General features: G+C 67.4%; 14 protein-coding genes. 7 read left to right on the forward strand and 7 right to left on the reverse strand.

What is annotated here, in order from left to right:
- A partial coding sequence (gene gloB, locus ACLPJJ_RS09220; protein WP_443590681.1) for a hydroxyacylglutathione hydrolase occupies positions 1-600 on the reverse strand: 600 nt, incomplete at its 3' end.
- Between the two features lie 40 nt (positions 601-640).
- Here gloB and ACLPJJ_RS09225 point away from each other — a divergent pair.
- The 4 genes from ACLPJJ_RS09225 (at position 641) to ACLPJJ_RS09240 (ending at position 3,231) form a co-directional block, all read left to right on the forward strand.
- A complete protein-coding gene (locus ACLPJJ_RS09225; protein ID WP_443590682.1) occupies positions 641-1,354 on the forward strand; it encodes a class I SAM-dependent methyltransferase in 714 nt (237 codons plus the stop codon).
- Positions 1,355-1,374: 20 nt separating this feature from the next.
- Positions 1,375-2,112, forward strand: coding sequence for an SDR family oxidoreductase (locus tag ACLPJJ_RS09230; RefSeq protein WP_443590683.1), 738 nt, complete (start codon positions 1,375-1,377; stop codon positions 2,110-2,112).
- A 2-nt stretch (positions 2,113-2,114) separates the two neighbouring features.
- Positions 2,115-2,888 (forward strand): TIM barrel protein, encoded by a 774-nt coding sequence (locus tag ACLPJJ_RS09235; RefSeq protein WP_443590684.1) that lies wholly within the window; start codon positions 2,115-2,117, stop codon positions 2,886-2,888.
- A gap of 142 nt (positions 2,889-3,030) precedes the next feature.
- Positions 3,031-3,231 carry a hypothetical protein gene (locus ACLPJJ_RS09240; RefSeq protein WP_443590685.1) on the forward strand — a complete coding sequence of 67 codons (201 nt, stop codon included), beginning with the start codon at positions 3,031-3,033 and terminating at the stop codon, positions 3,229-3,231.
- Here ACLPJJ_RS09240 and ACLPJJ_RS09245 read toward each other — a convergent pair.
- From ACLPJJ_RS09245 to ACLPJJ_RS09270, 6 genes are read right to left on the reverse strand one after another with little or no spacing between them, the layout of a single operon-like run.
- Positions 3,228-3,674, reverse strand: a complete 447-nt coding sequence (locus ACLPJJ_RS09245; RefSeq protein WP_443590686.1) for a hydrogenase maturation protease — start codon at positions 3,672-3,674, stop codon at positions 3,228-3,230. The two genes, ACLPJJ_RS09240 and ACLPJJ_RS09245, sit on opposite strands and share 4 nt — an antisense overlap.
- The gene (locus ACLPJJ_RS09250; RefSeq protein ID WP_443590687.1) at positions 3,671-4,960 is read right to left on the reverse strand and encodes a Ni/Fe hydrogenase subunit alpha; all 1,290 of its coding nucleotides are present in this window, start codon (positions 4,958-4,960) and stop codon (positions 3,671-3,673) included. Before ACLPJJ_RS09250 ends, ACLPJJ_RS09245 begins: the two co-directional genes overlap by 4 nt.
- The gene (locus tag ACLPJJ_RS09255) at positions 4,950-5,720 is read right to left on the reverse strand and encodes a hypothetical protein (protein ID WP_443590688.1); all 771 of its coding nucleotides are present in this window, start codon (positions 5,718-5,720) and stop codon (positions 4,950-4,952) included. The genes ACLPJJ_RS09250 and ACLPJJ_RS09255 overlap by 11 nt, the downstream gene beginning before the upstream one ends.
- Positions 5,721-5,729: 9 nt before the next feature.
- On the reverse strand, positions 5,730-6,584 hold the full coding sequence (locus tag ACLPJJ_RS09260; RefSeq protein ID WP_443590689.1) for an FAD/NAD(P)-binding protein: 855 nt from the start codon (positions 6,582-6,584) through the stop codon (positions 5,730-5,732).
- Complete coding sequence (locus ACLPJJ_RS09265) at positions 6,565-7,017, reverse strand: cyclic nucleotide-binding domain-containing protein (protein ID WP_443590690.1); 453 nt, start codon at positions 7,015-7,017, stop codon at positions 6,565-6,567. Before ACLPJJ_RS09265 ends, ACLPJJ_RS09260 begins: the two co-directional genes overlap by 20 nt.
- Positions 7,014-8,150, reverse strand: coding sequence for a 4Fe-4S dicluster domain-containing protein (locus ACLPJJ_RS09270; RefSeq protein WP_443590691.1), 1,137 nt, complete (start codon positions 8,148-8,150; stop codon positions 7,014-7,016). The genes ACLPJJ_RS09265 and ACLPJJ_RS09270 overlap by 4 nt, the downstream gene beginning before the upstream one ends.
- 168 nt (positions 8,151-8,318) lie before the next feature.
- On the opposite strand from ACLPJJ_RS09270, the gene cydD reads away from it, so the two are divergent.
- From cydD to ACLPJJ_RS09285, 3 genes are all read left to right on the forward strand, one after another.
- The gene (gene cydD / locus ACLPJJ_RS09275; protein ID WP_443590692.1) at positions 8,319-10,058 is read left to right on the forward strand and encodes a thiol reductant ABC exporter subunit CydD; all 1,740 of its coding nucleotides are present in this window, start codon (positions 8,319-8,321) and stop codon (positions 10,056-10,058) included.
- Positions 10,046-11,731 carry a thiol reductant ABC exporter subunit CydC gene (cydC, locus tag ACLPJJ_RS09280; RefSeq protein WP_443590693.1) on the forward strand — a complete coding sequence of 562 codons (1,686 nt, stop codon included), beginning with the start codon at positions 10,046-10,048 and terminating at the stop codon, positions 11,729-11,731. The genes cydD and cydC overlap by 13 nt, the downstream gene beginning before the upstream one ends.
- A gap of 110 nt (positions 11,732-11,841) precedes the next feature.
- Positions 11,842-12,929 (forward strand): cytochrome ubiquinol oxidase subunit I (locus tag ACLPJJ_RS09285; protein WP_443590694.1); only part of this gene is annotated, 1,088 nt, incomplete at its 3' end.

The following is a 12,929-nucleotide window of genomic DNA, read 5'->3' on the forward strand; positions in this document are numbered from 1 at the left end:
GGCCTCAACCGCCTTGGTGCGCGCACGCAGGGCCTCGTTCTCCGGCTCCATGGCGAGGGCGAATTTGGCGTTGGAAGCGGTATATTCATGCCCGGCGCAGACCAGCGTGTCGTCCGGCAGGTCGCTATATTTGGCGATGGAGCTGAACATCTGCGCCGCACTGCCCTCGAACAGCCGGCCGCAGCCCAGGCTGAACAGCGTGTCGCCCGGCAGCAGGATGCCGCCATCGGCGATGTAATAGGCGATGTGGCCGAGCGTGTGGCCCGGCACCTCGATGACGCGCAGCTTCGCCGCGCCGAAATCCACCAGCGAACCCTCATGCACCGCGATGTCGAGCCTGGGCAGACGGTGTGCGTCCGCGCCATTGCCCACCACCTTGGCGCCGTAGCGCGCCACCAGCCCCTCAGCGCCGCCGATATGGTCGAAATGGTGGTGCGTGAGGAAGATGTAGTCCAACCCCCAGCCCGCCGCCTCCAGCGCCGCGATGGCGGGTTGGGCCTCGGCCGGGTCGACGATGCCGGTCTTGCCCGTCACCGGCTCATGCAGCAGCCAGGAATAATTGTCCGAAAGCATCGGGATCGCCTGTACCGTCACCGCCATGTGGGTCGCTCCTTTCCGTCTGCCGCGCTATATAGGGGCAATGGCGATCGATGCGCGAGATGCGGCTGGATTTTACGCGACGCCCCTGGGGCGGCTGACAGCCGGGCTGCTTCGGCAGAAGCTCGCGGCGCTGTGGCCGGATTGCGCCGGGCTTTCGGTGCTGGGCCTGGGCTTCACCGGGCCGTATCTGGAGTTGTGGCGGGAGCAGGCGGTGCGCTGCCTGACCATCTCGCCCCGGGACATGGGGCCAGCACCCTGGCCGGCGGGACGGGCCTCGCTCTCCTGCCTGGCGGAAGAGGACGCCCTGCCCTTCCCCGACCTGATGTTCGACCGCATCCTGCTCGTGCATGGCCTGGAGCAGGCGGACAACGCCAGGCGCATATTGCGCGAGGCCTGGCGGCTGCTGAAGGATGACGGGCGGCTGATCGTGGTGGTGCCGAACCGGCACGGCATGTGGGCGCACGCGGAGAGCACGCCCTTCGGCCATGGCCAGCCTTATTCCGAGGGCCAGCTCGGCCGGCTGCTCGGCAACCTGTTCTTCCATGTGGAAGCCCATGTGCCCGCGCTGTTCGCCCCGCCCTGCGGCTGGACGCCAATGCTGCGCGGGTTCGGACTGTACGAGCAAACCGGACGGCTGCTGGCGCCGCAACTGGCGGGGCTGACCATCGCCGAGGCAAGCAAGGACCTGCACGGCATCGTCCCCCTGCGCCAGAAGGCGCCGGGAAAGCGCGTGCTGGTGGATGCCGGGCGATAGACACGACAGGAGATGAAGACATGACGCAGGTGGCGGTGATCACCGGCGGGGGCAGCGGCATTGGCCGCGCCGCCGGGCGCAAACTGGCCGAGGCCGGCTGGCAGGTGGTGCTGGCCGGGCGGCGGCTGGCTGCGCTGGAGGAGGCCGCGGCGGCGCATCCCGCCCTGGCGCCCATCGTTGCCGACGTGACCATTGAGGCCGCCGTGCAGCATTTGTTCGACGAAACCGTGCGCCGCTTCGGCCGGGTGGATCTGCTGTTCAACAATGCCGGCGCCTTCTCCCGCCCTGCCCCCTTGCCCGAAATAGAGCTGGCGGATTTCTCCGCGGCACTGGCGGTGAACGTGACCGGCATGTTCCTCTGCGCCCGCGCCGCCTTCCGGGTGATGGCCGCGCAATCGCCCCAGGGCGGGCGGATCATCAATAACGGCTCGATCTCGGCGCATGTGCCGCGCCCGCAGGCTGTGGCGTATACGGTCTCGAAACATGCCGTCACCGGGCTCACCCGCGCGCTGTCGCTGGAGGGCCGGGCCTGCGGCATCGCGTGCGGGCAGATCGACATCGGCAACGCCGCCACGGAACTTTCCGCCGGAATCGCGCGCGGCTCCATGCAGGCGGATGGCAGCATCGCGCCCGAGCCGATGATGCACGTGGAGCATGCCGCCGCCTCGGTGCTGCACATGGCGAGCCTGCCGCTCTCGGCCAATGTGCAGTTCATGACCGTGATGGCGACGAACATGCCGTTCATCGGGAGAGGTTAAGGATGCTGCGTTTCTCCGCCAATATCAGCACGCTGTTCACCGCCCTGCCGGTGCCCGGGCGCATCGCCGCCGCCGCCAAGGCCGGGTTCACGGCCGTGGAGATGCAGTTCCCCTACGAGCTGCCAGCCTCCACCCTGGCCAGCGCCGCAGGTGCTGCGGGGGTGGAGTTCGTGCTGATCAACATCCCCGCCGGGGATTTCGCCGGGGGGGAGCGCGGCATCGCCTGCATCCCCGGGCGGGAGGACGAATTCCTGCGCGGCGTGATGCGCGCCAGGGAGTACGCCAACGCGCTCGGCTGCCCGCGCGTGAACTGCCTGGCCGGCAACCTGCCGGAGGGCGAGGCCCCGGAGCGCTGCTGGGACGTGCTGGTGGAGAACCTGCGCCTCGCCGCCGACATGCTGGCCGTGCGCGGCGTGCAGTTGCTGGTGGAACCGCTGAACCGGGTGGATAATCCGCGCTTCATCCTGAACGGCTATGCCGAGGCGGATGCGCTGCTCACCGCCGTCGGCAAGGATAATCTGGCCTTGCAATACGACGTGTACCACGCCCGCGCAGGCGGCGAGGATGCGCTGGAGGGGCTGACACGGCGGCTGGGGCGCATCGGCCATATCCAGGTCTCCGACTATCCGGGCCGGGGCGCGCCGGGCACGGGGGAGCTGGACTTCCCCCGCCTGTTCCGCGCCATCCGGCATTTGCCCTATGCGGGCTGGACCGGGGCGGAATATTTCTGCCCGAACCCGGGCCGGGAGGAGTTTGCATGGATGGCGGCGGCGTAGATTCATGCTGGAGGCAGAACGTGCCAAATTGGCAACTTTCTCGGAAAATCGTCATTCCGCGCGGCGCCGCGAATAAGTTTTGCATAAATTTCAGTGTCGTTTTTTGTAAAGTGTCGGTATTATCCGAAGCGGTGATAATGTGATGTTAGATCTATTTGACAAATTTTTGCGGGATCGGAGTGCGCAGCATCTTGGCACGGGAACCATCCCCGGGCCGGGCGAGAGCGAGATGTATTCGCACCCTGACGACGCCCACGAGAAAAGCGGGCTGGTCCCGCCGCTGTTGATCGCCCTGATTCTCAGCCTGCTGGCGCTGTCGCATATCAGCGCCGCCGGGCACTAATCCGCCAGCGCGGCGAGGATAAGCCGGGCCGCCTCTACCGCCGCGCTCGCCACGTCCGGCGACATTGCGGCACCCGGCGTGAAATCCACCCCCTCGATCCCGTAGATCAGCAGCTTCTCCGGCAGCGTGCCCAGCACGCGGGAGAGCGCCACTGCCTCCGCCAGCCCGAACCCGTGCGAGGAAGCGGGATGCCCCGTGGCGAATCCCGTCTGCCCGTCCAGCACATGGATGCGCCCGGGCTGGCCCGAAGGGGCCACGGCGTCGATACAGACCGCCAGTTCCGCCCCCGCCCAGCCCTGCGCCAGGCTGAGCAGGTCGCCGGTGCAAAGGCGCAGTTCCACGCCGGGCGGCAGACGGCCCTTAAGTTGGCTGGCGGCGAGCAGCCCGGCCGCGTCGTCCCCCCGGTCCGGATGGCCGATTCCGGCGACAAGCCGCAGGCTCACCCGCGATGCACCGAGAGCTTCAGGAAATGCGTGGCGCAGGAGATGCAGGGGTCGAAATTGCGGATGCCGAACTCGCAGCGGGCACGGATGATGTCATCCGGCTCCTCCAGCAGCGGGGTCGCCAGCGCGGCTAGGTCGGCCTCGATGCTCGGCTGGTTCTGCGAGGTGGGCGGCACGATGCGGGCACGCGCCACGCTGCCATCGGCCTCGAACTCGTAGCGGTGCCAGCAGATGCCGCGCGGCGCCTCGGTGCAGCCGAAGCCAACGCCCGCGCGCGGCTGCAACGTCACGGCGGCCTCGGCGGGCGGCTCATAAGCGGCGATCAGGCGCAGCGCCTCGCCGCAGGCATAGGCCACTTCCAGCGCGCGGACGATGATGCTCTTGAACGGGTTGCGGCAGACCGGCCCCAGCCCCGCCTCGCACGCCAGCGCCTGCAACCTCACGGGCAGCAGAGAGGAATTCAGCGCGTAGCGCGCCAGCGGCCCGACCACATAATTCCCGCGCCGCTTCAGCACCGCGTGCAGCGCGGTGGAATGCTCCACGTGGCGCTCCTCGAACTCCTCCTCGAAGGCGGAAATCGGGATATCCAGCCCCGCGCTGGACACCAGCCGGTCACCGATGATCGGGTAGGTCTCGCCATCATGCAGGGAGACAAACTCATAATCCCTCTCGAAATCCGGGAACGGGAACGCGGCAACCCAGCGCACCAGCCCGACGGCCTGCTCCTGCGCGGCGCGCAACGCATCCACATGCGCCGCCAGCTCGGCCTTGGTGGGCAGACGGTAGAAGCCGCCGGGCTTCACGTTGACGGGATGGATTTCCCGTCCGCCGACAATGCGCATCAGCTCATTGCCGGCTTTTTTCACCGCCAGCCCGGCGCGCACCGCCTCGCCATGCGCCCCGGCCATCTGGATGCCGTCGGGGAAGCCGAGGAAATCCGGCGCGTGCAGCATGACGATATGCAGCGCGTGGCTCTCGATCCACTCGCCGCAATAGATCAGCCGCCTGAGCGCGGCCAACTGCCCGTCCACCGTGGCGCCGAAGGCGGATTCGATCGCCTGCACCGCGCTCGTCTGGTAGGCGATGGGGCAGATGCCGCAGATGCGCGAGACGATATCCGGCACTTCCATGTAGGAACGCCCGCGCAAAACCGCCTCGAACAGGCGCGGCGGCTCGTAGATGCGCAGCTCGGCGGCGGCGAGCGCGCCATTCTCGATGCGCAGCGAGAGCGCGCCCTCGCCCTCCACCCGGGTAAGGGTGTCGACCTTGATGGTTCTAGTGGTCATGCGCTTCACTCTCTTCCTGGAACGGCGTGGCGGCGGCGTTGAAGCTGCGGAAGGCGCGCTGGATGTCCCGCTCGCTGGCACCCAGCAAGCTCCATTCCTTGGCCAGGGCGGCGGTATTGGGGGTTTCCATCGGCCCGAAGCAGCCATAGCAGCCGCGCGCATAGGCCGGGCAGATGGCGCCGCAGCCCGCATGCGTGACCGGACCCAGGCAGGGCGTACCCGTCACCATGACACAGACCGTGCCGCGCCGCTTGCACTCGACACACACGCTATGCGCGGCCACGCCCGGCCTGCGCCCGATGAGGAACGCGCTGATGACCTCGACCAGCTGCGCCTTGTTGATCGGGCAGCCGCGCAGCTCGAAATCCACCTTCACATGCGCGGAAATCGGCGTCGATGTCGCCAGCGTGTCGATATATTGCGGCGAGGCATAGACCGCCGCGATGCATTCCTGCACGTCGCGGAAATTGCGCAAGGCCTGGATGCCCCCCGCCGTGGCGCAGGCGCCGATGGTGACGAGATGGCGCGACTGCCTGCGCACCTCCTGGATGCGCTCGGCGTCGTGCGCGGTGAGGATCGAGCCCTCCACCAGCGAAAGATCGTACGGGCCGGGGAGGAAGGCGCTAGTGGCCTCGGGGAAGTTCGCGATCTCGACGGCACCCGCGACCGCGAGCAGCTCGTCCTCGCAATCCAGCAGCGAGAGCTGGCAGCCATCGCAAGAGGCGAATTTCCAGACCGCGAGGCGGGGGCGGCGCTGCATGTCCATTGCTCAAATCTCCCTGACGGCGAGCAGATGCGCGATCTGGTCGAGGCGCATCACCGGGCCGTCCTTGCAGACGAAGCCGGGGCCGAACTGGCAATGCCCGCACAGCCCGATGGCGCATTTCATGTTCCGCTCCATCGAGAGATAGATGCGCTCCGCTGGCACGCCCGCGTGCAGCAGCATGTCGGCGGTCACGCGCATCATCACCTCCGGGCCGCAGACCATGGCGATGGTGTTGCCAGGGTCGATGGCGGCGCGGGAGATCAGCATCGGCGCCACGCCGACATTGCCGCGCCAGTCCACATCGGCACGGTCCACGGTGACCAGCACGTCAAGGTCCAGGCGCTGGCGCCAGTCCTTCACCTCCTCGCGGTAGAGGATGTCGTTGGGGTTGCGGCTGCCGGCGAGTACCGAGACGCGGCCATAGCGCGTGCGGTTGGCAAGGATGCCGACCACGGCCGGACGCAGCGGCGCCATGCCCAACCCGCCGGCGATGATCAGCACGTCCCGCCCCTCGGCCTGCCGCATCGGCCAGCCCGCGCCGAACGGCCCGCGCACGCCGATCTGCGCCCCGGTGGCGACATGGGTGAGTGCTGCGCTGATCGCCCCAACATCGCGGATGGTGTGCAGATAGCCCGGGCTCTCGCTGGCATGGCCGCTCATGCTGATCGCGGCCTCGCCCACGCCGGGGATGTAGAGCATGTTGAACTGGCCGGGGGTGAAATCGGGCCGCGCGCCGTGTTTCGGCAGCAGCTCGATGGTCACGGTATCGCCCAGGTCACGCCGGACGCTGGCCACGCAATAGAGCGCGGGCAGGAACGGGTCCGGCTGAAGGGCCACGTCAGTGTCTGGCGTAAACATCGAGCACCTGCAACCTGGTTGCCTGCAGGCGCCGCACCAGCACCGGCAGGAAGCGTTTCATCATCGCGTAGCCGAACTCATGGTCGGCCTCGAACATCTCGTTCAGACACACGGCGTCGAACGCCAGGGTGCGCGTGGGTTCCACGGCCCGGGCGTCGAACGACCAGCGGTAGGGCGGCAGCAGCCAGGAAATACCCACGACATCGCCGCGCCCAAGGGTGAGGAACACCACGGGCGGGCAGCCCGGGGCGGCGATTTCCAGCGCGACATGGCCCTGGGTGATGACTTGGCATTGCGCGGCGGCCCCGCCCTCGCGGAACAGATACGTGTCCTCGGCGTAGGCGCGCGGGGTAGCGCAACCGGCCAGCCGCTCCAGCCATTCCGGCTTCAGCCCGGCGAAGAACGGCAGGGCCCAGGGGTTGTCGTTGTTCATTTGGCATCCCCCGCGGCGATGATCGCGGCTTCCACCGTGAGGTCGATGCCCACCGGGCACCAGGTGATGCAGCGCCCGCAGCCGACGCAGCCGGACTCGCCGAACTGGTCGATCCAGCTGGCGATCTTGTGTGTCAGCCATTGCCGGTAGCGCGCGGCACCGCTCTGGCGCACGGCGCCGCCATGCACGTAGGAGAAATCCAGCGTGAAGCAGGAATCCCACTGCCGTTCGCGCGTGAATTCCGTGCCCGAGAGATCGCTGACATCGGTGACCGTGGTGCAGAAGCAGGTGGGGCAGACCATGGTGCAGTTGGCGCAGGAGAGGCAGCGTGTAGCGACCTCGTCCCAGCGCGAATGGGTGGGGTTGGCTTGCAGCGCTTCCTTGAGCCCCTTGGTTTCCAGCTTGCGGCCCATCTGCGCATCGGCCCGCGCCTTGCCTGCCGCCGAAGCCGCCAGATCCGCCCCCTCCGTCACGCGCCCCGGCAGAGTGGCGAGCAGCGCCGCCCCCGCCGGGCTCCCGGCCTGGACCAGGAAATCGTGCCGGTTGTCGTCGAGCAATTCGGTCAGCGCCAGGTCGAACCCCGCCTGCACATGCGGGCCGGTGCCCATGGAGGCGCAGAAGCAGGTGGCCCCGGCCTCGGTGCAATTCACCGCCACGATGAAGGCGTTGCGCCGCCTCGCCGCGTAGCCCGCATCCCGGTAGGCCCCGCCCATGAAAATCCGGTCCTGCCGGGCGATGGCCGCAACCTCGCAGGCGCGCACGCCGAGAAAGGCGTAGCGCTCCTGGCCCGCGCTCTCATCCGGGGTGATCGTCAGCTCGCTGCCCTCCCGCCGCGCGGTGAACAAGGTTTCCCGGGGTGGGTGCAGGAACTTCTTCCAGCTATGCGGGCCGACATTGTAGCCGAACAGCGCCGCATCGTCGCGCCGCTCCACATTGTAGCGCCCGGCCTCCTGCCGGTCGGTCCAGCCAGCCGGGAGGTCCTCGGTCCTGGCGATACGGTCGTAGATGATGGCGCCGTCGCGCAGGACCGGGCCGATAACGGTGTGCGTTTGCGCGAGCGCGTCGATGAGCGCCTGCAACGCCGTGGCGGGGATGACGGCGCGCACCCTGGTCTCACTGGCTGGTTCCGGCATACCGCTTCCTCGCTATCGCCTTCCGTTGACGCAGAATAGGCGACGGCAAGGCTGCGGGAATTGATCGGGATCAAAACAAGGCGGGTTCTTGTTCTCGGAGCCCATGACGGTTAGTGCCAAGGGCGCGCGGTACGCCGCGCCGGAAGCACTGTGGAGCGGTTTGTTGGCATGAGTACCCGTATCGACCCGCGGCTAATGAAGGAAGGACGCCGCACGCGCGGCGCGCTCCGCGCCAGTATCGGGCTCGGCCTGGTTTCCGGCTGGCTGATCATCGCGCAGGCCGTGCTGCTGGCGCAGATCGTCACCCGCATCTCCTTCCACCACGCCACCGTGGCCGGGGTGGCGCCGTTCCTCTGGGGCCTGGCCGGGCTGTTCCTGCTGCGCGGCGGGCTCACCTTTGCTGCCGAGATCACCGCCTTTAAGGCCGCGGCGCAGATCAAGACCGGGTTGCGCGCCGAACTGCTGGCGCGGGTGCTGGCCCGCGGGCCGGTGGGGGCCGCGGATGAGGCGAGTGCCGATGTCGCCGCCACGATGATCGAGGGCATCGAGGCGCTGGAGCCGTATTTCTCGCGCTACATGCCGCAGATGGCGCTATGCGTGGCGGTGCCGCTGGCCATCCTGGCGCTGGTGTTCCCGCTGGATCTGTATTCCGGGCTGATCCTGCTCGTCGCCGGGCCGCTGGTGCCGGTGTTCATGGTGTTCGTCGGCTACAAGGCGGAGGCGATCAACCAGCGGCAATGGGAAAAACTGCTGCTGATGAGCACGCATTTTCTCGACATGCTGCAGGGGCTGACAACGCTGAAGCTGTTCGGCCGGGCGCGCGATGAGATCGGCATCGTCGCGCGCATCACCGATGATTACCGCCGCACCACCATGGCGGGGCTGCGCGTCGCGTTCCTCACCAGCGCGGTGCTGGAGTTTTTCGCCTCCGTGGCGATTGCGCTGGTCGCGGTGCTGTTCGGCGCGCGGCTGCTCCATGCGCGCATCGATTTCTACCCGGCGTTTCTCGTGCTGCTGCTCGCACCTGAGTATTTCGTGCCGCTGCGCGGGCTCTCGGTGCATTACCATGCGCGCATGACGGCGATTGCCGCCGCCACGCGCATTTTCGCGCTGCTGGATGCGCCGGTGCCGGAAGCAGGAACCGGCGCGGTGCCGCAGGGGGCTTTGGAAATCGCCTGCCATGGGCTGGATTTTTCCTATGGCGACGCGGCGGTGCTGGACGGTCTGGAGGCGCATTTCCCGGCCGGGAAGATCACCGCCATCGTCGGCGAGAGCGGGGCGGGCAAGACCACGCTGGCGCGGCTGCTACTCGGCTTCTCCCGCCCGCAAGCGGGGCAAATTCTGGTGAACGGGCAGGATCTGGCGGGAATCGCGCAGGAGCCATGGTGGCAGGCGCTGGCCTGGGTGCCGCAGAACCCGCGTTTGTTTCATGGCAGCATAGCGGATAATCTGCGCCTGGGCGCGCCGGAGGCCGGGTGGGAGCAGTTGCGGGAGGCCACACAACGCGCCCGCGCGTGGGAATTCATCGAAGCTCTGCCCGGAAAATTTGACGCTGATGTGGGCGAGGCCGGGGCAAAACTCTCTGGCGGGCAGATCCAGCGCCTGGCGCTGGCGCGGGCGTATCTGAAGAACCCGCGTTTGCTGATCCTCGACGAAGCCACGGCAAATCTCGACATGGAGAGCGAAACACTGGTGCTGGATGCCATCGCCGAGGTGGCGCAGGGCCGCACGGTGATCGTCATCGCCCACCGCCTCGCCATGGCGGCGCGGGCGGATCAGGTGCTGGTGCTGATGGATGGCCGCGTCGCCCAGGCCGGGCCGCCGCAAACACTGGCGGCGCAGGAAGGGCCATACCGCGAACTGTTGCGCGCCTATGAGGGCGAGGGAGCAGAAGAATGCACGATCTGATCCGCCTGCACCAATTGTTCAAGCCGCAGCGCCGTTGGATGTTCGGCGGGCTGGCCCTGGCCTGCGTCACCATCCTCGCCAATTTCGGGCTGATGACGCTCTCCGGCTGGTTCCTCGCCGCCACGGCGCTCACCGGCCTTGCCAGCTACGCGGTGCAGAACACGTTCAACTTCTTCACCCCCGCGGCCTCGGTGCGGTTCTTCGCCACGCTACGCGTGGCTTCGCGCTATGCCGAGCGGCTGCTGACGCATGAGGCGACTTTCCGCCTGCTCGCGGATCTGCGCGTGTGGTTCTACACCAAGCTGGAGCCGCTGGCCCCGGCGGCGTTGCAGGGCTACCGCGCCGCCGACCTGCTCTCGCGCATCGTCGCGGATATCGACACGCTGAACCTGTTCTACCTGCGCGTTTATGTGCCGCTGCTCACCGCGGCGCTCACCACGCTGGTGATGGTGCTGTTCTTCGCGATCTTCTCCTGGCCCGCGGCCTTGGCGCTGGCGGCGGGGCTGCTCGCCGCCGGGGTTGGCGTGCCGGGCTTCACCGGCTTTGCCGGGCGCGCGGCCGGGGCCGAGATGGTGCGCGTGAATGCGACCTTGCGCGCCGAATACGTCGATGCGGTGCAGGGCATGGGCGAGCTGCTCACCTATGGCGCCGCCCCGGCGTTGCAGGCGCGGGCGGCGGCGTTGCAGGCGGAGCTGATCGCGGCGCAGGGCAAGATGGCCAAAGTCACCGGCCTGGGCGCGGCAGCCGCCAGCCTGGCCACCAATTTCACCATGCTCGGCGTGGTCATCGCGGGCGGGGCGAAAGTGGCGGCGGCTCACCTGGACCCGGCGGACCTCGCGCTGCTCGCCCTGGGCAGCATGGCGGCGTTCGAGGCCGTGGCCCCGCTGCCGCTGGCCTTCCAGTATCTCGGGCAGATCAGCAGCGCGGCGCGGCGGATCTTCGCCCTGGCGGACACGGCGCCCGCCGTCGCGCCCCCCACAGCCCCTGCCCCGGCGCCGCAAGGCTATGCGCTGGAACTGAAGGATGTGTCCCTGCGCTACGCGCCGGACGCGCCCTGGGCGTTGCGCCATTTGAACCTGCGCGTGCAGCAGGGCTGGCATGTGGGCATCACCGGCGCCACGGGTGCCGGCAAGACCACGCTGATCAACCTGCTGTTACGCTTCCATGAATTTCAGGAAGGCGAGGCGCGCTTCGGCGGGCACGACCTGCGCGCCTATGGCAGCGAGGATCTGGCTGCTCACGTCACCGTGATTTCCCAGCGCAGCTATCTGTTCCACACCAGCATCCGCGACAATCTGCTGCTGGCCAAGGCCGATGCCGACGAGGCCGCACTTTGGCATGCGCTGGAGGTGGCACAGCTGGCGGACTTCGTGCGCGCACAGAAGGACGGGCTGGATACGCTGGTGGGCGAGGCGGGGATAAAGCTCTCCGGCGGGCAGGCGCGGCGCGTGGCGCTGGCACGCGCGGTGCTGAAGGACACACCCTGGCTGGTGCTGGACGAGCCGACCGAAGGACTGGACGCCGCCACGGAGCGCGAATTCCTGGCCGACCTCAAGCCGCTGCTGGATGGCAAGACCGTTCTCTACATCACCCACCGCCCGGCCGGGCTGGCGCTGATGGACGAGGTGCATGCGCTCAAATCGGGGCAGATCGCCGGTTCCAGCAATACCTAACCGGCTCAATCTTTCCGCCTATTGATCTAAATCAACTACACTAGAAGCTAATATCTCCTATAGCCGAGGCTGCTGATAAAAGGCTTTTCTAGCAGCTGGAGCTCACGGGCATGCCGTTAATCGATCCTAGTGTCGTCGAACTATCACGACTTCAATTCGCGCTAACCGCGCTTTACCACTTCCTTTTCGTGCCGCTCACGCTCGGGATGACGTTCCTCATCGCGGCGATGGAGACGGTGTATGTCATCACCGGCAAGGAGATTTACAAGGAGATGACCCATTTCTGGGCCAAGCTCTTTGGCATCAACTTCGCCATTGGTGTCGCCACCGGCCTGACGATGGAATTCGAGTTCGGCACCAACTGGTCGATGTACTCGCATTTCGTGGGTGACGTGTTCGGCACGCCGCTCGCCATCGAGGGCCTGATGGCCTTCTTCATGGAATCCACCTTCATCGGCCTGATGTTCTTCGGCTGGGACCGTCTGTCCAAGCCGGCGCATCTTGCCGTCACCTACCTCACCGCGCTGGGCTCCAACCTCTCCGCGCTGTGGATTCTGGTGGCCAACGGCTTCATGCAGAACCCGCAGGGCGCCTCGTTCGACGCCGACACGATGCGCATGCAGTTCAACTCGTTCGTGAACCTGGTGTTCAGCGACGACGCGCAGGCCAAGTTCGTCCACACCTCGATCGCGGGCTTCGTGACCGGCTCGCTGTTCGTGATGGGCGTTTCCTCGTTCTACATCCTCACCAACCGCCACAAGGCGCTGGCTGCGCGCTCCTTCCGCATGGCCTCGGTGTTCGGCATCATCTCCTCCCTCGCGGTGGTGACGCTGGGTGACGCGCTGGGCCGCCTGGACTACCTGGTTCAGCCGACCAAAATCGCCGCCATCGAGGGCCTGTGGGAAGACAGCAACGCGCACAGCTCCGCTGCTGCCGCGCCCTGGCTGCTCTTCGCCCTGCCGAATGACGCCACCCAGACCAGCTCGGCCGAGATCGGCATTCCTTACGTGCTGACCCCGCTGATCACGCACTCCGAGGACCAAGTTATCCCCGGTCTGCTGACCCTGGAACAGCAGGCTGGCCCGCGCATCCTGAACGGCATCAAGGCGATCAACGCCCTGCAGCAATACGGGCAGACGCATGACGCCGCTTCGCTGGCCACCTTCAAGCAGTACGAGCAGGACATGGGCTATGGCTT

It is taken from the genome of Acidocella sp., from assembly GCF_052326845.1.
In the GTDB taxonomy this organism is placed as follows: domain Bacteria; phylum Pseudomonadota; class Alphaproteobacteria; order Acetobacterales; family Acetobacteraceae; genus Acidocella.